Source organism: Comamonas aquatilis, assembly GCF_965139575.1.
Lineage (GTDB): Bacteria > Pseudomonadota > Gammaproteobacteria > Burkholderiales > Burkholderiaceae_C > Comamonas > Comamonas aquatilis.
In genome coordinates this window covers 1-22,850 of record NZ_CBCSIW010000014.1, presented here as the reverse complement: position 1 = coordinate 22,850, position 22,850 = coordinate 1, and the positions used below count along the sequence as shown (strand labels likewise).

The following is a 22,850-nucleotide window of genomic DNA, read 5'->3' as shown; positions in this document are numbered from 1 at the left end:
TGGCGCTCTGGCTCAGACATCAGCCAACGTAGATGCTCGCTCGCTGGAGCAGCGCTGCGCGAATGCCAAACGCATCGCCTGACGCATCGCCTGACGCATCGCGACCATCAGCCTGCCGTAACGGACGGGTGAAGATTTTCTGTCGAATCGCTTGTGGCCTGACTTTGACCTGGCATAGCCGCCAGAGATCGAGTCCGCAGCATGGAGAACATTTGCATGAACCATCATCAGCATCGATCGTCGCCGCAGTCTGCCGATCCGCAGCAGAGCACGGCACCCGCGAATTCGGAAAAAGACTCCGTGCCAGGCATGACCGAGCCCTCCCAGTCGCTACACCAGGCAGGCCCCAGTGCGCTCTATGTCTGCCCCATGCACCCCGAAGTCCGTCAGGATCACGCTGGACGCTGCCCCAAATGCCAGATGCATTTAGTGCCTGAATCTCAGGGCGAGCAAGCTCATGGCAGCAGGCACCCACATGTCCATCAGACGGCTGTTCATAGAGAGGGGCCTGCGCAAAGCGATCCTGTGCAGGCAGCAGCGGCAACGATCTACACCTGTCCCATGCACCCTGAGGTGCAGCAAGATCACCCTGGCAACTGCCCCAAGTGCGGCATGACGCTGGAACCGGTGATTCCGGTGGACGAGGACGAGCACAGCGAGCTGCAAGATTTCCAGAGACGCTTCTGGTGGACGCTCCCGCTTACGCTGATTGTGGCCACGCTCGCCATGTTGGGCCATCGCCTGGGATGGTTTGACGCCCAGACCCAAACCTGGGTGGAACTGGTTTTGTCCTTGCCGGTGGTTCTATGGACAGGATGGCCCTTCTTCGCAAGAGGCTGGCAATCGATCATCCATCGCAGTCCGAACATGTGGACGCTCATCAGCTTGGGAACCGGCGCCGCCTTTGTCTACAGCGTTGTCGCCACCGTGATGCCGGACGTGTTTCCCAGCTCGTTTGTGTCAATGGGTCGCGTTGCTGTGTATTTTGAAGCTGCGGTGGTCATTATTTCCCTGACCATGCTTGGCCAGATCATCGAGCTGAAGGCGCGCTCTCAAACCTCGGCGGCGATCAAGTCCCTGCTTGGCCTGGCACCAAAGTCTGCGCGGCGCATCAATGCGGATGGCAGCGAGGAAGATGTGCCGCTCAATCACGTGCACGTTGGCGACTTGCTGCGTGTGCGCCCCGGAGAAAAAGTGCCTGTTGACGGCATCGTCACAGAAGGCCAAAGCGCAGTCGATGAGTCGATGCTGACAGGAGAGCCTGTGCCTGTCACCAAACGCGCTGGCGACCAGATCATAGGCGCGACGCTCAATACCAGCGGCGCCTTGATCATGAGATCTGAAAAAGTGGGCTCGGCCACCATGCTGTCGCAGATCGTGCAAATGGTGGCTTCTGCCCAGCGCTCCAAGGCGCCGATGCAGCGCATGGCCGATGTGGTTGCAGGCAAATTTGTCTTGTTCGTGGTGCTGGTCGCGGTCGCAACCTTCCTTGCCTGGGGTCTTTTCGGGCCGGAACCCAGTTGGGTATTCGGCCTGATCAATGCGGTAGCAGTACTCATCATCGCCTGCCCCTGCGCTCTGGGATTGGCGACACCCATGTCGGTCATGGTGGCTACCGGTCGCGCAGCCAAGCAAGGCATTTTGTTCCGTGATGCCGGTGCCATCGAGAAAATGCGCGAAGTGGACATATTGATCGTAGACAAGACCGGCACGCTCACGGAAGGCAAGCCGGCATTCGACCAGGCCATTGCTGCGCCCGAATTCACCCCCGATGAGGTGTTGCGGCTGGCCGCCAGCCTGGATCAGGGCAGCGAACACCCGCTGGCCGATGCCATCGTCAGTGCGGCGCGCGCAAAAGGCCTTTTGCTTGCCAAGCCTGAGGACTTCGAATCTGGCAGCGGCATTGGCGTGCGGGGCTCTGTAGAAGGACGCCGATTGGCCTTGGGCAACACGGCGCTGATGGAGCAAGAAGGCGTATCGGTAACGCTGCTGCAGGCCGATGCAGAGCGCCTGCGCGGGGAAGGAGCGAGCATCATGCACCTGGCCGTTGATGGCAGCTTTGCCGGCATCCTGGCGGTGACAGACCCCATCAAGACCACCACGCCCGATGCCATCCAGGCCCTGCATGCCAGCGGCTTGCGCATCGTCATGGCGACTGGGGACGGACTGACCACAGCCAAGGCCGTGGCAGCAAGGCTGGGCATTGACGAAGTGCATGGCGAAGTCAAACCCGCCGACAAACTGGCCTTGGTAGAGCGACTGCAGCAAGAAGGCCATGTGGTCGCCATGGCCGGGGACGGCATCAATGATGCACCTGCGCTGGCCAAGGCCGATGTGGGCGTGGCCATGGGCACAGGCACCGATGTGGCCATGAACAGCGGCCAGATCACCTTGGTCAAGGGAGACCTTCGCGGCATCGCGCAATCGCGTGAAATCTCCACCGACACGGTGCGCAATATGCGACAGAACTTGCTGTTTGCCTTTTTTACAACGGCATTGGCGTGCCGATTGCAGCCGGGGTTCTGTACCCGTTCACCGGATGGCTGCTGTCGCCCATGATTGCAGCACTGGCGATGAGTTTGAGTTCCGTGTCGGTGATCTTCAATGCGCTGCGCTTGAAAAAGTAAGCCGTTTTCTTTCTTAGACGGGCGAGAGATACTGCACACGCCAGCTGGCCGTTGGCAAATACCTCCGCACAACCACGGGTGATGGCAGCCTCGCAACTGCCTCCCCTCTCCATAATCCGGCAATGCAGTCTGGAGCAAGAAGGTATTCGGTCGCAACGATGTTTGCAGCCAGGCAAGCATCATCCCATGCTGTGCCGCATGCATTGCCTGAGCAGCTTGGTCTAGGCCGACATGGGCGCTCGGCCGCCTTTTAAAACGCTCTTAATTGCGTAGCAAATCCTGTCCAGTCTTTGTCATGGTTTGGCCGATAAGCCGCACCAGTCACCGCTTGTTTGAGCGATGGTTCGAACGCCGGCCAAGCACAATAGCGAGGGTCATCAGCGGCAGCCCCAACGCGAGCTCACTGACGAGGCCAATCGCCAGGTCAACAGCTTGCTCGATCGCCAAAGCGTAAAAGCACACGACCGCTTTTGCCAGGACCGGACAAGTTCCGCCGGCAAAGTAGGCAGCCAGGATGGCAGCCGCGTAAGGGAAAACTGACAAACCCCGTGGCGCAACCAGACGCTACGCACCGACCTGCCCCGACTTCAGTTTGATTTGGGCCTGAAACACAATCCATTCCAACAGATCGCAACAGGTTCAACGCTGTGCAAGTTCATGTGATCTGTCTGTAGTGATTGAAAGGACGGTCCCATGAACAACGAACAACTGCTTGCCGAAATCCGCGAAGCCAACCTCACTTACCTGATGCTGGCTCAAACCCTGATTCGCCAGGACAAGTCAGAGGCCGTGTTCCGCCTGGGCCTGAACGAAGAATCCTGCGACCTGCTGGCCTCGCTGTCCTCGGCCCAGGTGCTCAAGCTGGCTTCACGCAGCACGCTGCTGGCCAGCTTCCGCGTGGACGATGAAATGGTCTGGAGCCTGCTGACCAACCACAGCAGCAACAAGATCGGCAATGCGGCCACCAACACCTTGCACGCCAACATCCTGATGGCCAGCCGCGTCTCCGAAGTGCTGTAAGCACTCAGAACAACAGGGAGGAGAAGCCTTATGCCCGCCGCAAAATCCGCCGTCAAGAGCGTCCTGAACGAATCGCGCCAGATCGAGCGCGCTGCCATGCTCATAGAGATGGGCGCCCGCATGCAGGTGCTGGAATCCGAGACCACGCTGTCCTATGAGCGTCTGATCCGCCTGTACAAGGAAATCTCGGGCAAGTCCCCGTCCAAGGGTCAGCTGCCGTTTTCCACCGACTGGTTTCTGACCTGGCAAGAGAATGTGCACAGCTCGCTGTTTCTCAACATCTATGAATACCTGGCCAAGGGTGCAGAGATGGATTCGGTGGAACAGCTGACCAAGGCCTACCGTCTCTACACCGAACAGATTCAGACCGCCGAGCTGGAAGTGCTGCTGTCCTTCACCCGCGCCTGGCGCCTGGTGAAGTTCGTGGACGCGCAGATGCTGTCCCGCACCCAGTGCTCGATCTGCAAGGGCCAGTTTGTCACCGAGCCCTATGAAAACGCCAAGCACTACCAGTGCGGCCTGTGCAATCCACCGGCGCGTGCAGGCAAGAGCAAGGCGCCCGGTTCCCTCATGTTGCACTGAGGGATTGACTCCCCCCTGAGCGGCTACGCCGCTTCCCCCCGAGGGGGACGACATCCTCGCTGCGCGGCGGCGCTTGCTTGATGTCTCGCTCTTGGAGCGTGCTTGTTTGAGACATCTTCAACTTTCATAGCTGGTAGCGCCATACAACAAATGGTTTTAAGCATTAATTTGCCTAAACCCTTTATGCATCATCGCAAGATGCTCCTGATTCAAGAGCATCCTGACAACCTCAACCCGTGTTGCGCACCCCGGCCGCAATGCCGTTGATAGACAGGTGAATCCCGTTTTTCACGCGGTCATCCGTCTGCCCTGCGCGCCAGCGGCGCACCAGCTCCACCTGCAGATGGTGCAGCGGGTCGATATAGGGAAAGCGGTGGCGAATCGAGCGCGCCAGGGCCGAGTTGTGGGCCAGACGCTGCTTGTCTCCGGTGATGGAGACCAGGGCCTCCACCGTGCTCTGCCATTCGGTCTCGATCTGGCCAAAGATGCGGCGGCGCAAGCGCGTGTCGGTGACCAGCTCGCTGTAGCGCGAAGCCAGGTTCAGATCGCTCTTTGCCAGCACCATGTCGATATTCGACAGCAGCGTGCGGAAAAACGGCCATTGGCGGTACATCTTCTGCAGCAGCGCCAACTGGGCCTTGGCATCCTTGCCGGGGCGGTGGATAAAGGCCTCAATGGCGGCGCCAAAACCATACCAGCCCGGCAAGGTCAGCCGGCACTGGCCCCAGCTGAAGCCCCAGGGAATGGCACGCAAGTCCTCGATGGCTTGCGTGGCCTTGCGCGATGCAGGACGGGAGCCGATATTGAGTTCGGCAATTTCGCGTATCGGCGTGCTGCTGAAAAAGTAACTGGTAAAGCCCGGAGTCTCGTACACCAGAGCGCGGTAAGCGCCCATGCTGGCTTCGGACAGAAAGGCAGCCGCTTCCAGAAATGCCTTGGTGGCAGGCTTGGTGGGCTGCAGCAAGGTGGCTTCCAGCGTGGCGGCGACCAGCGTCTCCAGGTTACGGCGGCCGATTTCGGGGTTGGAGTATTTGGAGGCAATGACTTCGCCCTGCTCGGTCAGGCGAATCTGACCGCGCACCGTGCCCGGGGGCTGGGCCAGAATGGCCTGGTAGCTGGGGCCGCCGCCGCGCCCCACGGTACCGCCGCGGCCATGGAACATGCGCAGTTGAATGCCGTAGTGGTCGGCCAGTTCGTCAAACAACTCGACCAACGCAATCTCGGCGCGGTACAGCTCCCAGTTGCTGGTGAAAATGCCTCCGTCCTTGTTGCTGTCGCTATAGCCCAGCATGATGTCCTGTTCGCCGCCGCTGCGCCTGACCATCTCGGCAATGCCTGGCAACTGGTAGTAGCGGCGCATGATGGGTTCGGCATTGCGCAGGTCTTCAATGGTCTCGAACAGCGGCACCACGATCAGATCGCAGTGGGCCACCTCGTCCAGCGTGCCGCGCATCAGGCCCACTTCCTTTTGCAGCAGCAGCACTTCCAGCAAATCGCTCACAGTTTCGGTGTGGCTGATGATGCAGTGGCGAATCGCTTCCGCGCCCTGACGCTCGCGCAAACGCTTGGCCGCTTCGAAAATGGCCAGCTCGCTGCGGGCATGCTCCGAGTACGCGGCGCCGACCACGCGCAAGGGGCGGGCATCTTCCAGCAGGCGCACCAGCAGCGCGCACTTGGCGTCTTCCTGCAGGCTGCTGTAGTCGGTCTCCACCTTGGCGATGGCCAGCAGCTCCTGGATGACTTCTTCGTGCTTGTCCGAACTCTGGCGCAAATCCACCGTGGCCAGATAGAAGCCGAACACCTGCACGGCGCGCATCAAGGGGCGCAGGCGCTGGGGCGCCAGGACATCGCCATGCGAGTGCGAAAGCGAGTCATCGATGATTTGCAGGTCGGCCAGAAACTCGGCCGCCGAGGCATAGGCGTTCTGCGGCGCCACGGCATGGCGGGCGGCCTCGCCGCCGGTCAGGCTCTTGAGCGTGGCGGCCAGGCGCGCGTAAATGCCGGTCAGGGCGCGGCGGTAAGGCTCGTCGCTGCGGTGCACATTCTGGTCGGGCGAAGTTTCGGCCAGCACCTGCATCGCAGGCGTGATCGGCACCAGGCCGGCCGACAGCGACAACTCGCCACCCAGATAGTGCACCTCGCGCAGATAGTGGCGCAGCGCCACATCGGCCTGGCGCGAGAGCGCCAGCTCCAGACTCTCGGCCGTCACAAAGGGGTTGCCGTCGCGGTCGCCGCCAATCCACTGGCCCATGCGTAAAAAGCTGCGCTCCGGCAGCTCTTGCCCCAGTTCCTGCTCCAGTTGCGCGTAGATCTTGGGAATTTCGTGCAGAAACGTGGCTTCGTAATACGACAGCGCATTCTCGATCTCATCGGCCACGGTGAGCTTGGAGTGGCGCAGCAGCCGCGTCTGCCACAGCTGGGCCACGCGGGCGCGCAGCTGCGCCTCGACCCGGGCCAGCTCGCGCGGGGTCAGCGCATCCTTGGCGCTGTTGTAGAGCTGGGCCCGCATCAGAATGTCGTCGCGCTCGGCCAGCAGCTGGGCAATGCTGCGCTCGGCCGACAGAATACTCTGGCGTTGCACCTCGGTGGGGTGGGCCGTGAGCACCGGCGAGACAAAGCTCTTGCCCAGGGTCTTGGCCACCGTTCCTGCAGAGATGCCGGCCCAGCGCAAGCGGGCCAGCGCCACCTCGATGCTGCCCTCCTGCGTGTTGCCGGCACGTTCGTGCACGGCGCGACGGCGGATATGGTGGCGATCCTCGGCCAGATTGGCCAGATGCGAGAAATAGGTGAAGGCGCGGATCACGCTCACCGTCTGGTCGCTGGACAGGCCCTTGAGCAATTTTTTGAGCGCTTTGTCGGCGGACTCATCGGCGTCGCGGCGAAAGGCCACGGAGAGCTGGCGCACCTGCTCGACCAGCGCAAAAGCGGCTTCACCCTCCTGCTCGCGGATCACATCGCCCAGAATGCGTCCCAGCAAACGTATGTCTTCTATCAGCGGTAAATCCTTGTCCGTCTTGCGCACCGGCTTGTCGGTTGGCACGGTCGGCTTGGGGCGGGCAGCAGGCATCGACGATTCTCCTAGGGGTCTGTATAGGTCAGCGCGCCATGCTAGCATTCCCTGTTACCTTGCCAGATACAGCATTTGCTATGAACTCCCCAACGTCCACGCCCTCTTCCATCGTCATTGCCACGCGCGAAAGCCAGCTGGCGCTGTGGCAGGCGGAGCATGTGCAGGCCATTCTGCGCGACCGTGGCCACCAGGTCGAACTGCTGGGCATGACCACCAAGGGCGACCAGATCCTGGATCGCGCTCTGTCCAAGGTTGGCGGCAAAGGCCTGTTTGTCAAAGAGCTGGAAGTGGCCCTGGAAGAAGGCCGCGCCGCCATGGCCGTGCACTCGCTCAAGGATGTGCCCATGGAGCTGCCCGAAGGCTTTGAGCTGGCCTGCGTGATGGAGCGCGAAGATCCGCGCGACGCTTTTGTCTCCAGCCGATATGCCACGCTGGACGAGCTGCCCCAGGGCGCCGTGGTCGGCACCTCCAGCCTGCGCCGTCAGGCCTTGCTGCAAGCCCTGCGCCCCGATTTGAAGATCGAGCCCCTGCGCGGCAATGTGAACACCCGGTTGCGCAAGCTCGACGAAGGCCAGTACGACGCCATTGTGCTGGCCGCCGCCGGCCTGATGCGCCTCGGGATGGCCGATCGCATCCGCATGAAGTTCGATCCGGCCCAGATGCTGCCGGCCGCAGGCCAGGGCGCACTGGGCATTGAAGTGCGCAGCGAGCGCCAGGACATCATCGAGGCCCTGGCGCCTCTGGCCCATATGCCCACCTGGCTGACGGTGACGGCCGAACGCGCCGTGAGTCGCTGCATGGGCGGCAGCTGCTCCATGCCGCTGGCCGCTTTTGGCCGCTTTGAGGGCACAACCTTGCATATGCAAGCGGCCTGGGGCGATATGGACGGCCAAAAATCTCTGGTGCGGGTACAGGCCAGCGCCGTGGTGACCGACTTTGCCAGCGCCAACGCCCTGGGCGAAGCCCTGGCCGCCCAGCTGCAAGCCGCTGGCGCCATTCCAGCCACCAAGGCCTGAGCGGCCACCACAGGCATGACGGCCCCACGCCGCATCCTCGTCACCCGCCCGGCGCATGACGCTCAACCTTGGGTTCAGGCCTTGCGGGAGCAGGGGCTGAACGCGGTGGCTTTGCCGCTGATGGCCATAGGCCCTAGAGCCGCTCCCGCCGTGCAGCAGGCGCTGGCAGCGGCCAGAGATGCCACCCTGGTACCCGGCCACTACCGGGCCGTGATGTTTGTCAGCGGCAATGCGGCACAGTATTTTTTCAAACCAGATTCGCCTAAAGCGCTTTCCCATCAAGCATTGATAGCTCCTGAAACAAGAGCATGGACACCTGGCCCCGGCACGGCCAGCGCCTTGCTGAGCCTGGGCATGCCAGCCTCGCAGATCGACGGTCCGGCGCCGGATGCGGCCCAGTTCGAGTCCGAAACGCTGTGGCAGCAGGTCCATACGCAAATCCGCCCCGGCGACCGCGTGCTGATCGTGCGCGGCGACAGCCCGGCAACTTCCGGCAATCCGTCAGCGCCAGCCCCGCCGGCTACATCGGGTGCCGGCCGCGACTGGCTGGCAACCCGTTTACGCGAAGCCGGCGCCGAGGTGGAATTCGTCGCCGTCTACGAGCGCCAGCTGCCGCGCTGGAGCAGTGAGCAAGCACATCTGGCACAGCAAGCCGCCGTGGACGGCTCCCTGTGGCTGTTCAGCAGCTCCGAAGCTGTTGCCAACCTACAACAGCTACTGCCGAACCAGGATTGGCATCAAGGGCGAGCGCTCGCTACGCATGAGCGCATTGCCAGCAAAGCCTCTTCGGCCGGATTTGGTCTGGTTTTGCAAAGCCGTCCTGAGCTGCATGCCGTGGTGGCGTCTATAGAATCAGTGCCATGAGCTCTGACTCCATCCATAACGACAACCCCAACGCTTCATCGCCCGCCTCGGCGGACACCTCCGGCAGTGCCCCGCCCGCGCGCGCGGCTTCGAGCACGCTGGTCTTTGCACTGGGCGCGGTCACCGTGGCCGCCTTGATCGCCTGCGGCATGTTGTGGCAGCGTGTGGCCAATATGCAGGAGCAGCTGGCACGCCAGTCGGCCCAGTCCGGCGCGCAGTCCATAGAGGCACGCACCCTGGCCAAGGACGCCCAGGATCTGGCCCGCGACAGCGCGGCCCGCGTCTCCGTCATGGAAGCGCGCGTGGGCGAACTCAGCCTGCAACGCAACCAGCTTGAAGAGCTGATGCAAAGCCTGTCGCGCTCGCGCGATGAAAACCTGGTGGCCGATATCGACTCGGCCGTGCGCCTGGCCCAGCAGCAGGCCGAGCTGTCAGGCAGCCTGCAACCGCTGGTCGCCACCCTCAAATCCGCCCGCAAGCGGGTCGAGAGCGCCTCGCAACCCCGCCTGGCGCCTGTAGTGCGTGCTATCGATCTGGATCTGGACAAGCTCTCGCGCATGAGCGTGACCGACACCACCGGCGTGCTGACCCGCATTGAAGACCTGGCCCGCCAGGTAGACGAGCTGCCGCTGATCAACAGCGTGACCCGTCCGCGCTCGGCCCGCTCGCGTCTGGCCGAGCAAGGCGGCCGCCACGACTCGGCGCAAGCCCCCAGCGAGCTGGACCCCAGTGCCGGCCCCGCCCAGTGGGCCTGGTGGCGCGGCCAAAGCCTGCGCGTCTGGCAGGCGGTCAGCGATGGCGCCTCCGACCTGGTGCGCGTGCGCCGCATAGACCACCCCGAGGCCGTGCTGCTGGCCCCCGAGCAAGGCTATTTCCTGCGCGAGAACCTCAAGCTCAAGCTACTCAACGCTCGCCTGGCCCTGCTATCACGTCAAGGCGAGGCGGCGCGTGCCGACCTGGCCAGTGCAGGCATGGCGCTGCAAAAATACTTTGATGCCAGCAGCCGCCGCACCCAGATGGCCCAGACCCAGTTGCAGCAGATTCAAACCAATCTGCACAGCAACGAACGCCTGCAGCTCGATGACACCCTGACCGCGCTGGCCACGGCCGCCGCAGGCCGTTAACGCACAAGGAGAACACTGATGCGTGCAGCCTTGTGGTTGATAGCCTTGTTTGCCGTGGCCGTGGCCGCGGCCCTGTTTGCCGGCAACAACCAGAGCACGGTGACCTGGTTCTGGTCGCCCTACCGGGTCGATATGTCGCTGAATCTGGCGATCGTGCTGGTCACCCTGGCCTTTGTGCTGCTGTATGCGGCGCTGCGCGCCCTGTCTGCCATGCTGCAGATGCCGCAGCAGGCACGTCGTTGGCGCTTGCAGCAAAAAGAGCGCAGCATGAACCAGAGCCTGCTGGAGGCGCTGTCGCATCTGCAAGCCGGCCGCTTTCTGCGTGCCCGCAAGGCCGCGCTGACAGCCCTGTCAACGGAGCAAGCACTCACAAATGGCCACTCCCCTGTGCCCTACGGCCAGCAGCTGGCCGCCACCGCCAATCTGCTGGCGGCCGATGCCTCGCACGCTTTGCAAGACAGCAATCTGCGCGACCAACATTGGCAAAAAGCGCTGGAGATCCTGCCCGTGCCCGGCAGCACGCAGGACGCCGAAATCCGCGAAGGCGCCCAGATGCGCGCCGCACGCTGGGCGCTGGACGACCGCGATGCAGCCGAGTCGCTGCGCCGCCTGGGCGAGCTGCCTTTGGGCGCTGCCCGTCGCACCATGGCGCTGCGCATCAAGCTCAAGGCATCGCGCTTGGCTGGCGATACCATCAACGCACTGGACACCGCTCGTCTGCTGGCCAAGCACCGCGCCTTCTCGCCAGCCGCCTCGGCCAGCGTGGTGCGCGGCCTGCTGCTGGCCAGCATTCGCGATGCGCGCGATACCTCGTCGCTGCAACACTTTTGGCTGTCGCTGGACGAGGAAGAGCGCGCCATGCCGGAAGTGGCGATTCCCGCCACCGAGCGCCTGATCGACTTGGGCGGCGAGGCTGCGCAAGCCCGCGCTTGGCTGCTGCCGGTGTGGGTGCATTTGCTGGATCACCCCGGCCAGCGCATGGAAAGTCATTTGCCCAAGCTGGTGCAAGTCATGCAGTCCTGTCTTGCCAAGCTCGACGGCGCCTGGCTGGCCCGCATGGAAGCCGCTGCCAATGCCAACCCCCATGAGCCGCGCCTGCAATACCTGGCCGGCATGGCCTGCGTGCAGCGCCAGCTCTGGGGCAAGGCCCAGCAACTACTGACCCGCTCGGCTCCGCGCCTGGAAGAGCCGGCCCTGCGCACCCGCGCCTGGCAGCGCCTGGCGCTGATGGCCGAGCACCGCGGCGACATGGAAGCCTCGGCCATTGCCTGGAAGCTGGCCGCCCAGGCCACCGTGGTGCTGCAGGACAATCCGTCGCTCTACGATTGAGTGCTCTCTGCAAAATTCAGCTTCAACCAGCCCCTGCACTCACCGCGCCGGGGCTTTTTTCATGGAGCAGCCCGATGAGCCTTCAGCTTTTTTGAATAAAGCCCTCAATTTCGCTGAACCTTTTTGCATTCAGCACTTCCTACACTGCAGACTGCACTGACCCCCTATGAATGCGGTGCAGCGAAACACACGGCCGACACCTCAAAACAAACGACTCCATGACTACCGTCTCCGTCACTCCGCAACGCTATACAGGCACCGCCATCGCCCTGCACTGGCTGCTGGCCATTGCACTGATCGCCATCTTCGGCTTTGGTCTGTATATGACCAGCCTGCCGTTCTCTCCCACCCGGCTGAAATACTTCAACTGGCATAAATGGGCGGGCATGACGATTTTGCTGCTCTCGGCGCTGCGTATCGTCTGGCGCCTCACCCACCGCCCTCCGGCCCTGCCCGAAGCGGTTTCGCGCGCCATGCCTGCCTGGCAGCATGTGGCCCACCATGGCGTGCACCACCTGCTGTATGTGCTGTTCCTGGCCATTCCCCTGGTGGGCTGGATGTACAGCTCGGCGGCCGGTTTTCCCATCGTGCTGTTCGGCGTGCTGCCGCTGCCGGATCTGGTGAGCAAAAGCCCCGATCTGGCCGAAGCCCTCAAGCCCTGGCACGGCTATCTGGCCTATGCACTGGCCGCGCTGGTCGTGCTGCATGTGGCAGCCGTCGTCAAGCACCAATTGATAGACCGTGACGGCCTGCTCTCGCGCATGCTGCCCGGCAAAGCCTGAATTTTGTTGAACACCTAGGAGTTGGATTTCATGAAAACCATGTTCAAGACCTCTGCCGCCATCGCCGCGCTCGGCGTAGCCGCTTTCTCCAGTGCTGCGCTGGCCGATCAGGTGCTGGTGCCCGCGCAAAGCGCCATCAACTTCGAAGCCAAGCAGATGGGCGTGCCGCTCAAGGGTCACTTCAAGAAGTTCGATGCCAAGATCAACTTTGACACGGCCAAGCCCGAAGCCAGCAAGATCCACTTCAGCGTGGACACCGGCAGCGCCACCATGGGCGCCAAGGAAACCGATGCCGAACTACCCAAGGCCGACTGGTTCAACGTGGCCAAGTTCCCGCAAGCCACCTTTGACTCCAGCGCCGTCAAGGCTCTGGGCGGCGGCAAATACCAGGTCGACGGCACGCTGACCATCAAGGGCAATGCCCAGAAAGTGTCCGTGCCCCTGGTGCTGACCCAGTCCGGTGCCATCACCACGGCCACCGGCACTCTGCCGCTCAAGCGCCTGACTTTCAAGATCGGTGACGGCGACTGGAAGGACACCTCCATGGTGGCCGATGAAGTCAATGTGCAGTTCAAGCTGGCATTGACCGGCGTGGGCAAGATTTAAGCATTTCAGGCCTCTAGCCCTTTCAATACAAGCGCCAAGCGCTCCTGTTTTAGATTCTTTCCGCAACCCAGAGGAGATTTTTTGACCATGCGTACCACCTTGTTTGCCCTGGCCGCCGCATCCCTGTTTGCCGGCGCCGTCCAGGCCGCACCGGCCACATACGCCATCGATCCCACCCACACCTTTGCCACTTTCGAGATCGATCACTTTGGCGCTTCGACCAACCGCGCCCGCTTTGACAAGAAGAGCGGCTCCGTGGAGTTCGACAAGACCGCCAAGACCGGCAAGGTGCAGATCGAGCTGGACATGACTTCGGTGAACTCCGGCACGGCCCCCTTCAACAAGCACCTGCAAAGCGCCGACATCTTCAACGTGGAGAAATTCCCCACCGCCAAGTTTGTCTCCGACAAATTCGTGTTCGAGGGCGACAAGCTCAAGGAAGTCACCGGCAAGCTGACCTTGCTGGACCAGACCCATCCCATCACCATCAAATCCAACAAATTCACCTGCTACGAAAGCCCCATGCTGCAAAAGCGTGAAGTCTGCGGCGGCGACTTTGAAGCCACCATCGACCGCACCCAATGGGGCGTGAACTACGGCATCCCTTACGGCTTCCCCAAGAACGTACGCCTGGTGCTGCAGATCGAAGCCGTCAAGCAATAAGCACCCGGCTCTGAAACAGAGCCAGGCTCTTGCCAAGGCCCAGCCCGCTTGCCGGTCTGGGCCTTTTTTTGGTTGCTGATGACCGCTCTCCAGACAAACCCGAATTTCCCTGATAGCAACTCAAATTCACTTTAAAGAAATCAATTACGAATAGTAGAATCACCACACACCCAGATTCAAGGAGACACCCATGAGCACTGCAGCCCCCCAACCGGTCTACTCCCAGCCCCGCCGCGTAGACATGAGCGGCCTGCCCCAGCCCGCCGCCGTGCAGCAGTTGCACCATTACGCCTACAAGGCCAGGGACGCCGAGGAAACTCGTCACTTCTACGAAGACATTCTGGGTCTGCCGCTCTATCACATCATCCAGAGCGACTACGTGCCCTCCACGGGCGAGTACTGCCCCTACACCCACTTCTTCTTTCGCTTGAAAGACGGCTCCTTCATTGCCTTCTTCGACATCGGTGACGACGAAGCGGCCCTGCCCTCGCCCAACTCCCCCATCTGGATCAACCACATCTCCTTTCGCGTCGATACCGTGCAGGAGCTGGAGAACACCAAAGCCCGCCTGCTGGCCTGCGGCGTGGAAGTGCTGGGTGTGACGGATCACCATATCTTCAAGAGCATTTACTTCTTTGATCCCAATGGCATCCGCCTGGAGCTGACGGCCCAGCTGGCCGATGCGGTGCAGATGCAAAAGGAAAGCACCACCGCCCATGCCCGCCTCAATGAGTGGACGGCGCGCAAGGAGCAATGGCGCAGGGAACGCGCCGAAGGCAAGACGGCCGAGGCGCTCAAGCCCCAGAGCAATGACCGGCCGGAATTTGTTCCTGGGAAATAACACCCCCTGAGGCGCTACGCGCAATCCCCCTCTCTCGCTTCGCGGGAGGGGGACGACAGCATCACTGCGGGGCGGCCCTTGCTTGCTGTCCCTTTGCTAGGACATGCTTTTTCAAAGTGCAGTTAGCTCAGTCAGTATCAGTTTTATAGCTAATAGTGCTTGATAAATAAGCGCAGGAGGGCGAAATAAGACCTACCGCGCCCATTAGCGGATCGGATCGCTAAAATCATTGGCAATCCGTCCTAATTTTTCATGCAGACGGCATCCTCCATAGGGATGCCGTTTTCATTTCCAGAGTTCTTGCACTGCAGCCATGAGCGACACCATTCAACAGCCCGGCCTCAACAGCCTCTCCAAGTCTTTTGAACCCGCTTCCATTGAAGCCCAGTGGGGCCCCGAATGGGAAAAGCGCGGCTACGGCCATGCCGGTTATCGCGGCACCGGTGCACCCAGCGCCGAATCCACCGCCGCCGGCCACAATTTCTCCATCCAACTGCCGCCGCCCAATGTGACGGGCACGCTGCACATGGGCCACGCCTTCAACCAGACCATCATGGACTCGTTGACCCGCTACTACCGTATGAAGGGCCACAACACGGCCTGGATCCCCGGTACCGACCACGCCGGCATTGCCACGCAGATCGTGGTGGAGCGCCAGTTGCAAGCCCAAGGCGTGAGCCGCTATGACCTGGGTCGCGAAAAATTCGTGGAAAAAGTCTGGGAATGGAAGGAAAAGTCCGGCGACACCATCACCACGCAAATGCGCCGCATGGGCGACACCGTGGACTGGAGCCGCGAGTACTTCACCATGGACGACAAGCTGTCCAAGGTGGTGACCGAGACTTTCGTGAAGCTCTACCAGCAAGGCCTGATCTACCGCGGCAAGCGCCTGGTGAACTGGGATCCGGTGCTGCAATCGGCTGTGTCCGATCTGGAAGTGGAAAACCAGGAAAAAGACGGCTCGCTCTGGCATATCGCCTACCCCTTGAGCAGCGGTGAAGGCCAGCTGGTGGTGGCCACCACCCGCCCCGAGACCATGCTGGGCGACGTGGCCGTGATGGTTCACCCCGAAGACGAGCGTTACAAGCATCTGATCGGCCAGACCGTGACCCTGCCCTTGGTGGGCCGCCAGATCCCCATCATTGCCGACGAGTACGTGGACCGCGAGTTCGGTACCGGCGTGGTCAAGGTCACGCCTGCCCACGACCAGAACGACTACCAGGTCGGCCAGCGCCACAAGCTGCCCATGATCTGCGTGCTGACGCTGACCGCCAAGATCAACGACGAAGCGCCCGAAAAATACCGCGGCATGGACCGTTTTGTGGCCCGTAAGGCCATCGTGGCCGATCTGGAAGAACTGGGCCTGATGGTCGAGATCAAGAAGCACAAGCTGATGGTGCCGATCTGCGACCGTACCGGCCAGGTGATCGAGCCCATGCTGACCGACCAGTGGTTCATCGCCATGAGCAAGGCAGGTGTTGGCGATGCCACGGGCAAGTCCATCGCGCAAAAAGCCATCGATGCCGTGGCCTCGGGCGAAGTGAAGTTCGTGCCCGAAAACTGGGTCAACACCTACAACCAGTGGATGAACAACATCCAGGACTGGTGCATCTCGCGCCAGCTGTGGTGGGGCCACCAGATTCCGGCCTGGTATGACGAGGAAGGCAATATCTACGTTGCCAACAACGAAGCCGAGGCACAAGCCCAGGCTCCGGGCAAGACCCTGACCCGCGACGCCGACGTGCTGGACACCTGGTATTCCTCGGCCATGGTGCCGTTCTCGACCATGGGCTGGCCCAACCAGACCGATGCCGCCGACGACGACTTCAACCTCTACCTGCCCTCTTCGGTGCTGGTGACCGGCTACGACATCATCTTCTTCTGGGTAGCCCGGATGATCATGATGAGCACGCACTTCACCGGTCGCGTGCCGTTCAAGCACGTGTACATCCACGGTCTGGTGCGTGACTCGCAGGGCAAGAAGATGTCCAAGTCCGAAGGCAATGTGCTGGATCCGGTCGATCTGATCGACGGCATTGCACTCGAGCCTTTGCTGGACAAGCGCACAGTCGGCCTGCGCAAACCCGAAACCGCACCCCAGGTACGCAAGAACACGCAAAAAGAGTTCCCCGAAGGCATTCCCGCCTACGGAGCGGACGCACTGCGCTTCACCTTTGCCGCGCTGGCATCGCTGGGCCGGTCCATCAACTTCGACAGCAAGCGCTGCGAGGGCTACCGCAACTTCTGCAACAAGCTCTGGAACGCCTCGCGCTTTGTGCTGATGAACTGCGAAGGCTATGACTGCGGTCTCAAGGAACACAGCAAGGAGCAGTGCCAGCCCGGTGGCGAGTTTGCCGGCTATATGCACTTCAGCCAGAGCGACCGCTGGATTTCCTCCCAGCTGCAAAAGGTCGAGGCCGAAGTGGCCAAGGGCTTTGCCGAGTACCGTCTGGACAATGTGGCCAACGCCATCTATGACTTTGTCTGGAACGAGTTCTGCGACTGGTACCTGGAAATCGCCAAGGTGCAGATCCAGACAGGCAACGAAGCCCAGCAACGCGCCACGCGCCGCACGCTGATCCGCACGCTGGAAGCGATTTTGCGTCTGGCCCACCCCATCATTCCGTTTGTGACGGAAGAGCTGTGGCAGCAAGTGGCTCCCGTTGCCGGTCTGAAGGGCGACTCCATCGCCGTGGCCCGCTACCCAGAAGCCCAACCCGCCAAGATCGACGAAGCCGCGATTGCCTATGTGGGTCGCATCAAGCAGATGGTCGATGCCTGCCGCGCCCTGCGAGGCGAGATGGGTGTCTCGCCAGCCCAGCGCCTGCCGCTGCTTACGGTTGCCAGCAGCGAAGCCGACTCCCAGTTCCTGCGCGACAACGCTGCCGTGCTGCAGAATCTGGCCAAACTCAGCGAAGTGAAAGTGTTCGACGACGAAGCCACTTGGACGGCCGAAGCGCAAAACGCACCGGTGTCCGTAGTGGGCGACGCCCGTCTGGCGCTGTTCGTTGAAGTGGATGTGGCAGCAGAGAAGATCCGCCTGGGCAAGGAAGCCACGCGCCTCGAAGCAGAAATCGCCAGCTCCAACAAGAAGCTGGGCAACGAAGCCTTTGTCGCCAAAGCACCGGCTGCAGTGCTCGAGCAAGAGCGCACACGCGTCTCCGAAAAGAGCGCGACGCTGGCTCGCATCCAAGAGCAGATCGCCCGCCTGGGCTGATATGCTCGCTTGAAGCAATCCAAAGGCGCGGCTGATCCCGCGCCTTTTTCACAGAAATTTTTGGTTGAGATCTGCATGAGCAACAACACCCGCGTTCGCAAAGCCGTTTTCCCCGTGGCCGGATTGGGCACCCGTTTTCTTCCTGCCACCAAGGCCTCGCCCAAGGAAATGCTGCCCGTGGTGGACAAGCCGCTGATCCAGTACGCCGTGGAAGAGGCCTACGAGGCCGGCATACGCGACATGATCTTCGTCACCGGCCGCAGCAAGCGTGCCATCGAAGACCATTTCGACACCGCCTATGAGCTGGAAAACGAGCTCGAACGTGCCGGAAAGCAAGCCATGCTGGACCTGGTGCACGCCATCAGCCCGGCCGACATGAACTGCCTGTTCGTGCGCCAACCCCGCTCTCTGGGCCTGGGCCACGCCGTGCTGTGTGCCGAGCCTCTGGTGGGCAACGAGCCGTTTGCCGTCATCCTGGCCGACGACCTGATGACAGGCGAAAACGGCGGTCCCGGCGTGATGGCGCAAATGACGAGCGCCTTCCAGAAGCAGGGCCGCTCGCTACTGGCCGTGCAGGAAGTGCCGCTGGAGCACACCAAGCGCTACGGCATCGTCAAGGGCGAGCCTGCGGGTGGCCCGCTGATGCGCATTGACGAAATCGTGGAAAAGCCCGCCCCCGAAAAAGCGCCTTCGCGCATGGGTGTGGCCGGCCGCTATGTGCTGACGCCCGCCATCTTCGATGAGATCCGCAACCAGCCCAAGGGCGTTGGCGGCGAGATTCAGCTGACCGACGCCATTGAGCGTCTGATGCAACACGAAGCCGTCTACGCTTTCCAGTATCGCGGCAAGCGCTATGACTGCGGTAGCAAGGAAGGCTTTCTGGAAGCCACAGTGGAACTGGCGCTGCAACACCCCGATGTGGGCGTGAGCTTTCGCGAATACCTCAAATCCCTGAGCATCTAACGCACTCTGTTAGTCATTTTCCAATACAAAAGGCCTGCAATCGCAGGCCTTTGTTGCGTCAGAAGCTCTCAAACCGAGAGCAAACATTCTCAACGACGCTTCAGAATGTGGATGAACTCATCACCCACCGTCTGCTGCTCCACCAGCTCGTTGCCGGTCTGCTTGGCAAAGGCCTGAAAATCGCGGATGGAGCCGGTATCGGTGGCCACCACCTTGAGCAGCTGGCCGGTTTGCATCGCAGCCAACGCCTTCTTGGCTTTCAAAATGGGCAGCGGGCAGTTCAGGCCCCGGGTATCAACTTCTTGGTCTACTTGCATGGGACGATTCCTATCATGGCGGCTCAAAGAATGGCAGCCTTCAAGCGATTGTAGAAAAGCTGCGCTCCGCCGGTGGCTGCGCGGTCTTTACTCAGCCCAGCTGGGGAGCGACGACAAAGCGGGGATCCTGATCCCAGTACCGAACCGGCCATTTTTGCGGATCGGGCTCGGGGTTCTGCCCCGGCCTGAAAGCACCAAAGCGCGGCTCCACGCCTTTTTGCTTAATCCACTCGGCCAGGGCATAGCCCGTGCCGGCAGGCCAGCACAGCGACTCTTCAGGGGTCTGCCAGCGGTATTCCAGCAACTCGGGCGAAAGCCGCACATCACCGGGCAGCCCGTCAACGCGCACATGGTAGGCAATCAAGACCTGATTCATGCGCAAGAATTCGGAGCAGCACAGCAGCCGCAAGGACTTGGCACGCAGCCCAGTTTCTTCCAGCACCTCGCGGCAAACGCCGGCTTCCGGCGACTCTCCCGCTTCCATGAAGCCTGTGATCAGCCCAAACACGCCTTCCTGCCACTGGGCATTGCGCGCCAGCAGCACGCGGCCGTCATCACCTTCCACCACGGCAGCCAGCACCGGCGTGGGATTGCCCCAGTGCGTCCAGCCACAAGCGGGGCAGCGCAGCCGGGCTACATCGCCACCATCTTCTGCCGCCGTGATCCATCGAAGCGGGTTGGCGCAATGGCTGCAGTAGCGGGTTTCATAGGCCATCCGGGCTCTCCTTGTTTCCGTTTTTACTTAGAAATGCATAGCTGCAGGCGCTTGATTCACAAGGACCTCCAGCTATTTGGAGCCCATTTTATGGTCTATGCAATCGCGTCAGAGACAAGGATCAGGCGGGAAATACCCCGGTGGACAGATAGCGGTCGCCACGGTCACACACCACAAACACAATGGTCGCATTGTGCTCGCGCGCCGCAATCTGCTGCGCCACCCATAGAGCACCGGCTGCCGAGATGCCGGCAAAAATCCCCTCTTCGCGCGCCATGCGCCGGGCCATGTCCTCGGCATCGTCCTGAGTCACGGAAATCTCTTCATCCACCAGACTGGCATCAAAGATCTTGGGCAGATATTCCTCGGGCCATTTGCGGATGCCCGGGATGCGCGAGCCTTCTGCGGGCTGGGCACCGATGATCTTGATGTTGGGGTTCTTTTCCTTGAGGAATCTGGCCACGCCGGTAATCGTGCCCGTGGTGCCCATGGCGCTGACAAAGTGCGTGATCTCACCGCCGGTCTGCTCCCACAACTCAGGACCCGTCGTCTCATAGTGGGCGCGCGGATTGTCGGCATTGGCAAACTGATCCAGCACCACGCCCTTGCCCTGAGCCACCATCTGATCGGCCAGGTCGCGGGCATATTCCATGCCGCCGCTCTTGGGCGTGAGGATCAGCTCGGCACCATAAGCCTTCATGGTCTGGGCACGCTCGATGGACAGGTCCTCGGGCATGATCAAAATCATGCGGTAACCCTTGATGGCCGCAGCCATGGCCAGAGCAATGCCGGTATTGCCCGATGTCGCCTCGATCAGCGCATCACCAGGCTTGATCTCGCCACGCTCCTCGGCACGCTGGATCATGGACAGCGCAGGCCTGTCTTTCACGGAGCCCGCCGGATTGTTGCCTTCGAGCTTGCCCAGCACCACATTGCCGCGCTCGCGATTCAGGTCCGCGCCAATGCGTTGCAGAGCCACCAGCGGCGTGTGTCCGATGGCTTGTTCAATGGTCGAATATTTTTTCATGAGCAATACTGTGCCATAATTCGTGTCTGCGCTAAGCCAGCCCGGGTGGTGAAATTGGTAGACGCAGGGGACTCAAAATCCCCCGCCGCAAGGCGTGCCGGTTCGATTCCGGCCCCGGGCACCACTTGTTAGACGCTATAAATTTTGAATGTGTTCCGGGTTTCGTTCCGGGTAATGTTCCGGATTTAGCAAACAGAGAGCCTGCATGATGTTTAGTCATGTAGGTTTTTTTGTTTTCGCCCTCAAACACTGTCAATTTTCTGACAATGATCCAAACAACAAAAGAGCCCCTGCCTTGAAAAAGGTCAGGGGCTCTTTTGTTTGACGGGCTATTTCATTTGCTCAATCAGCGCCCTATCCATATCGATCTGCCCTTTCAGGGCATTTACTTGGGCATCTCTGCGCTCGACCAATCCGACAAGCTGGCCAACCACGCCCGCGCCTTCGCCAGCAAGGGCGGCGAGTCGCTGGTGTTGATCTGCGAGATGTCGGCAGGCAGTGGCGTCACCGGCAAGCTGGGCGTTGCGGGTTGCGGCGCTGCGGATGTCGTGCTGCAGGCCTGCAATGCGGACAGCATCAGCAGCGCGGCCCACTTCCAGGGCCGCCAGTTGTTGCGTGTAGTCATGGGTGTTTTCCTGCTGGTCTGAGGCATGCTTCAGCAGCGCGCCTGCTTTGTTTTCTGTAGCTGCTTGCGCTTGTTCTACCTGCGCTAGAGCCTGTTTTGACTGAGAAACCTCAACGCGAGCAATGCGTGAATCTGCCCGCCAGCCGTTGACGAACCAGCCTGCAGCAAAGGCCAGCACCAGCAGCAAGCCAGCGGCCAAGGCTTGGGTGCGGCCGCTCATGCAAGCCCCGCTTCGCACAGCTTCCGCTCAGCAGCGCGGCGCTTGATGAGACCGGGCAGTTGCTTGCCGCCGGCGTAGGTCCAGCGGCTCAGTTCTGCACACGCGCCATCGATGTCGCCCGCATTGGCCTTGCGTACCAGGGTGCTGCCGCAAAACGCGCCCTCGCCCACGTTAAAAGCAAAGCTCACAAAGGCGGCGCGCTGGCCATCCGTCAGCGGCTGGCGAATGCAGGCCAGTGCGTCAGCGTGCTGGACCAAGTCTTTGTAGAGCAGCTCTTCACACTGCTGGCGGGTAAAGGTCTGGCCGTCGCGCAGCTCAGGGCCGGTGTGGCCGGTGCAGGCGGTGACGATGCCGATCGGATCGCGGTAGCTGCGCAGCACGGTGCCTTCGTACTTCGCCACCAGGGGCACGGCCAGTGCGACTGCGCCGGTACCGATGGCTGCAATGAGTTTTTCTTTCCAGTTCATCGGCTTGCACCTCCTTTGATGGCCGTCCAGAACGCCACACAGGCTCCGCCCAGCATGACGATGGCAGCCAGCGGCTTGGCGACTTTGCCCACCCAGTTCAGTACCTTGAAGGCACCCTTCATGGCGGTAAAAAATTCCAGCAGCTCCGCCATTTGCTGGTTTCGTTCATGCAATTCTTGCGTTGCAACTTTGAGATCTCGCTCGATCGCTGCCATGCGTTCACTCCCCTGGTTAAAGCGTTTGTTGACCTGCTGCAGCGTGGTGGCTGGCAGCTCGTTGCCGTAATCGTCCATTCGCCCTCCCAGGCACGAAAAAACCCGCCGAAGCGGGTGTGTGTTTTGTATCGATATCGACTAGCCGACGCGATCAAGCAGCCGTTTGCCGTACGTTCTGGATTCCGGGTCATCGAGCTCCAAAATTCGACCATAGATGGCCAATCGAGCCGTGCCTGTCCCAGCGCCAGAAACCGTCGCATACAGATAAGGAGCCTTGAGCCAGACGCCCAGGCTTACAGCTTGCTCAACAATAGCCTTGCGGTTTGCCAATGCCGAAAGATCCAGGGCGGCCGCGATGGCTCGGCCGCCGCCTCGGGCTGCATCAAGGGTGTTCAGCGATAGCGACACGCCAGCGGTGGTACCGTCAGCCCGCTCCACGACGATGCTGTCAATGATGTAGCGGCCTTGGGCGTGCAGCACATGAAGCGGTTGCTCTGCGGTGGTGGACAGATCAACAAGCGTGGACAAGATGGGAGCTTGCGGCGCCTCGACAATGATGT

Annotated in this window: 20 protein-coding genes, 1 tRNA gene and 1 pseudogene; 14 read left to right on the top strand and 8 right to left on the bottom strand. The window is 61.4% G+C overall.

Annotated elements, in window-relative coordinates; translation table 11 throughout:
• The first annotated feature begins 309 nt into the window (after positions 1–309).
• From ACNAZA_RS15480 to flhC, 3 genes and pseudogenes are all read left to right on the top strand, one after another.
• Positions 310–2,627, top strand: a pseudogene (locus ACNAZA_RS15480) (copper-transporting P-type ATPase).
• 693 nt (positions 2,628–3,320) lie between these two features.
• Positions 3,321–3,647, top strand: coding sequence for a flagellar transcriptional regulator FlhD (gene flhD, locus ACNAZA_RS15475; protein ID WP_120970093.1), 327 nt, complete (start codon positions 3,321–3,323; stop codon positions 3,645–3,647).
• 30 nt (positions 3,648–3,677) lie between these two features.
• Positions 3,678–4,229, top strand: coding sequence for a flagellar transcriptional regulator FlhC (flhC, locus tag ACNAZA_RS15470; protein ID WP_415797435.1), 552 nt, complete (start codon positions 3,678–3,680; stop codon positions 4,227–4,229).
• A 229-nt stretch (positions 4,230–4,458) separates the two neighbouring features.
• Here the strand turns inward: flhC and ppc are convergent, their stop codons facing one another.
• Positions 4,459–7,296: a phosphoenolpyruvate carboxylase gene (gene ppc, locus ACNAZA_RS15465; protein ID WP_415797433.1), complete on the bottom strand. Its 2,838-nt coding sequence runs from the start codon at positions 7,294–7,296 to the stop codon at positions 4,459–4,461.
• 80 nt (positions 7,297–7,376) lie between these two features.
• On the opposite strand from ppc, the gene hemC reads away from it, so the two are divergent.
• The 10 genes from hemC to galU all read left to right on the top strand — a co-directional run bounded on the left by hemC (position 7,377) and on the right by galU (position 18,704).
• Positions 7,377–8,315, top strand: a complete 939-nt coding sequence (hemC, locus tag ACNAZA_RS15460) for a hydroxymethylbilane synthase (protein ID WP_415797432.1) — start codon at positions 7,377–7,379, stop codon at positions 8,313–8,315.
• A 15-nt stretch (positions 8,316–8,330) separates the two neighbouring features.
• Complete coding sequence (locus ACNAZA_RS15455) at positions 8,331–9,179, top strand: uroporphyrinogen-III synthase (protein WP_415797431.1); 849 nt, start codon at positions 8,331–8,333, stop codon at positions 9,177–9,179.
• Entirely contained in the window at positions 9,176–10,303 is a 1,128-nt protein-coding gene (locus ACNAZA_RS15450; RefSeq protein WP_415797430.1) for a uroporphyrinogen-III C-methyltransferase, read from the top strand. Before ACNAZA_RS15455 ends, ACNAZA_RS15450 begins: the two co-directional genes overlap by 4 nt.
• Before the next feature lie 18 nt (positions 10,304–10,321).
• The gene (locus ACNAZA_RS15445) at positions 10,322–11,632 is read left to right on the top strand and encodes a heme biosynthesis HemY N-terminal domain-containing protein (protein WP_415797428.1); all 1,311 of its coding nucleotides are present in this window, start codon (positions 10,322–10,324) and stop codon (positions 11,630–11,632) included.
• 218 nt (positions 11,633–11,850) lie between these two features.
• Complete coding sequence (locus ACNAZA_RS15440) at positions 11,851–12,414, top strand: cytochrome b (protein WP_415797427.1); 564 nt, start codon at positions 11,851–11,853, stop codon at positions 12,412–12,414.
• Between the two features lie 30 nt (positions 12,415–12,444).
• Positions 12,445–13,020 carry a YceI family protein gene (locus ACNAZA_RS15435; RefSeq protein WP_415797425.1) on the top strand — a complete coding sequence of 192 codons (576 nt, stop codon included), beginning with the start codon at positions 12,445–12,447 and terminating at the stop codon, positions 13,018–13,020.
• Between the two features lie 87 nt (positions 13,021–13,107).
• The gene (locus tag ACNAZA_RS15430; protein ID WP_415797423.1) at positions 13,108–13,683 is read left to right on the top strand and encodes a YceI family protein; all 576 of its coding nucleotides are present in this window, start codon (positions 13,108–13,110) and stop codon (positions 13,681–13,683) included.
• Between the two features lie 190 nt (positions 13,684–13,873).
• A complete protein-coding gene (locus ACNAZA_RS15425; RefSeq protein ID WP_415797422.1) occupies positions 13,874–14,524 on the top strand; it encodes a VOC family protein in 651 nt (216 codons plus the stop codon).
• Positions 14,525–14,837: 313 nt separating this feature from the next.
• Complete coding sequence (locus tag ACNAZA_RS15420; RefSeq protein WP_415797421.1) at positions 14,838–17,741, top strand: valine--tRNA ligase; 2,904 nt, start codon at positions 14,838–14,840, stop codon at positions 17,739–17,741.
• Between the two features lie 75 nt (positions 17,742–17,816).
• Positions 17,817–18,704, top strand: coding sequence for a UTP--glucose-1-phosphate uridylyltransferase GalU (gene galU / locus ACNAZA_RS15415; RefSeq protein WP_415797420.1), 888 nt, complete (start codon positions 17,817–17,819; stop codon positions 18,702–18,704).
• Positions 18,705–18,793: 89 nt separating this feature from the next.
• On the opposite strand, the gene ACNAZA_RS15410 is transcribed toward galU, so the two are convergent.
• The 3 genes from ACNAZA_RS15410 to cysM form a co-directional block, all read right to left on the bottom strand.
• Positions 18,794–19,021 carry a sulfurtransferase TusA family protein gene (locus ACNAZA_RS15410; RefSeq protein WP_120970129.1) on the bottom strand — a complete coding sequence of 76 codons (228 nt, stop codon included), beginning with the start codon at positions 19,019–19,021 and terminating at the stop codon, positions 18,794–18,796.
• A gap of 91 nt (positions 19,022–19,112) precedes the next feature.
• The gene (locus ACNAZA_RS15405) at positions 19,113–19,736 is read right to left on the bottom strand and encodes an NUDIX domain-containing protein (RefSeq protein ID WP_415797419.1); all 624 of its coding nucleotides are present in this window, start codon (positions 19,734–19,736) and stop codon (positions 19,113–19,115) included.
• A gap of 121 nt (positions 19,737–19,857) precedes the next feature.
• On the bottom strand, positions 19,858–20,763 hold the full coding sequence (cysM, locus tag ACNAZA_RS15400) for a cysteine synthase CysM (protein WP_415797418.1): 906 nt from the start codon (positions 20,761–20,763) through the stop codon (positions 19,858–19,860).
• A gap of 39 nt (positions 20,764–20,802) precedes the next feature.
• Between cysM and ACNAZA_RS15395 the strand changes: the two genes are divergently transcribed.
• Positions 20,803–20,887: transfer RNA gene (locus tag ACNAZA_RS15395), tRNA-Leu, on the top strand.
• A 205-nt stretch (positions 20,888–21,092) separates the two neighbouring features.
• Here ACNAZA_RS15395 and ACNAZA_RS15390 read toward each other — a convergent pair.
• From ACNAZA_RS15390 to ACNAZA_RS15375, 4 genes are all read right to left on the bottom strand, one after another.
• Positions 21,093–21,608, bottom strand: a complete 516-nt coding sequence (locus tag ACNAZA_RS15390; RefSeq protein ID WP_415797416.1) for a hypothetical protein — start codon at positions 21,606–21,608, stop codon at positions 21,093–21,095.
• Positions 21,605–22,075 (bottom strand): lysozyme, encoded by a 471-nt coding sequence (locus ACNAZA_RS15385; protein WP_415797415.1) that lies wholly within the window; start codon positions 22,073–22,075, stop codon positions 21,605–21,607. The genes ACNAZA_RS15390 and ACNAZA_RS15385 overlap by 4 nt, the downstream gene beginning before the upstream one ends.
• On the bottom strand, positions 22,072–22,368 hold the full coding sequence (locus ACNAZA_RS15380) for a hypothetical protein (RefSeq protein ID WP_415797414.1): 297 nt from the start codon (positions 22,366–22,368) through the stop codon (positions 22,072–22,074). The genes ACNAZA_RS15385 and ACNAZA_RS15380 overlap by 4 nt, the downstream gene beginning before the upstream one ends.
• Before the next feature lie 60 nt (positions 22,369–22,428).
• The coding region (locus ACNAZA_RS15375; RefSeq protein ID WP_415797412.1) for a hypothetical protein at positions 22,429–22,850 on the bottom strand (422 nt) is incomplete at its 5' end.

Excerpts from the sequence above, each read along its gene's own strand:
- flhD (WP_120970093.1), top strand. The coding sequence starts at position 3,321 with ATGAACAACGAACAACTGCTTGCCGAAATCCGCGAAGCCAACCTCACT.
- flhC (WP_415797435.1), top strand. The coding sequence starts at position 3,678 with ATGCCCGCCGCAAAATCCGCCGTCAAGAGCGTCCTGAACGAATCGCGC.
- ppc (WP_415797433.1), bottom strand. The coding sequence starts at position 7,296 with ATGCCTGCTGCCCGCCCCAAGCCGACCGTGCCAACCGACAAGCCGGTG.
- hemC (WP_415797432.1), top strand. The coding sequence starts at position 7,377 with ATGAACTCCCCAACGTCCACGCCCTCTTCCATCGTCATTGCCACGCGC.
- ACNAZA_RS15455 (WP_415797431.1), top strand. The coding sequence starts at position 8,331 with ATGACGGCCCCACGCCGCATCCTCGTCACCCGCCCGGCGCATGACGCT.
- ACNAZA_RS15450 (WP_415797430.1), top strand. The coding sequence starts at position 9,176 with ATGAGCTCTGACTCCATCCATAACGACAACCCCAACGCTTCATCGCCC.
- ACNAZA_RS15445 (WP_415797428.1), top strand. The coding sequence starts at position 10,322 with ATGCGTGCAGCCTTGTGGTTGATAGCCTTGTTTGCCGTGGCCGTGGCC.
- ACNAZA_RS15440 (WP_415797427.1), top strand. The coding sequence starts at position 11,851 with ATGACTACCGTCTCCGTCACTCCGCAACGCTATACAGGCACCGCCATC.
- ACNAZA_RS15435 (WP_415797425.1), top strand. The coding sequence starts at position 12,445 with ATGAAAACCATGTTCAAGACCTCTGCCGCCATCGCCGCGCTCGGCGTA.
- ACNAZA_RS15430 (WP_415797423.1), top strand. The coding sequence starts at position 13,108 with ATGCGTACCACCTTGTTTGCCCTGGCCGCCGCATCCCTGTTTGCCGGC.
- ACNAZA_RS15425 (WP_415797422.1), top strand. The coding sequence starts at position 13,874 with ATGAGCACTGCAGCCCCCCAACCGGTCTACTCCCAGCCCCGCCGCGTA.
- ACNAZA_RS15420 (WP_415797421.1), top strand. The coding sequence starts at position 14,838 with ATGAGCGACACCATTCAACAGCCCGGCCTCAACAGCCTCTCCAAGTCT.
- galU (WP_415797420.1), top strand. The coding sequence starts at position 17,817 with ATGAGCAACAACACCCGCGTTCGCAAAGCCGTTTTCCCCGTGGCCGGA.
- ACNAZA_RS15410 (WP_120970129.1), bottom strand. The coding sequence starts at position 19,021 with ATGCAAGTAGACCAAGAAGTTGATACCCGGGGCCTGAACTGCCCGCTG.
- ACNAZA_RS15405 (WP_415797419.1), bottom strand. The coding sequence starts at position 19,736 with ATGGCCTATGAAACCCGCTACTGCAGCCATTGCGCCAACCCGCTTCGA.
- cysM (WP_415797418.1), bottom strand. The coding sequence starts at position 20,763 with ATGAAAAAATATTCGACCATTGAACAAGCCATCGGACACACGCCGCTG.
- ACNAZA_RS15390 (WP_415797416.1), bottom strand. The coding sequence starts at position 21,608 with ATGAGCGGCCGCACCCAAGCCTTGGCCGCTGGCTTGCTGCTGGTGCTG.
- ACNAZA_RS15385 (WP_415797415.1), bottom strand. The coding sequence starts at position 22,075 with ATGAACTGGAAAGAAAAACTCATTGCAGCCATCGGTACCGGCGCAGTC.
- ACNAZA_RS15380 (WP_415797414.1), bottom strand. The coding sequence starts at position 22,368 with ATGGACGATTACGGCAACGAGCTGCCAGCCACCACGCTGCAGCAGGTC.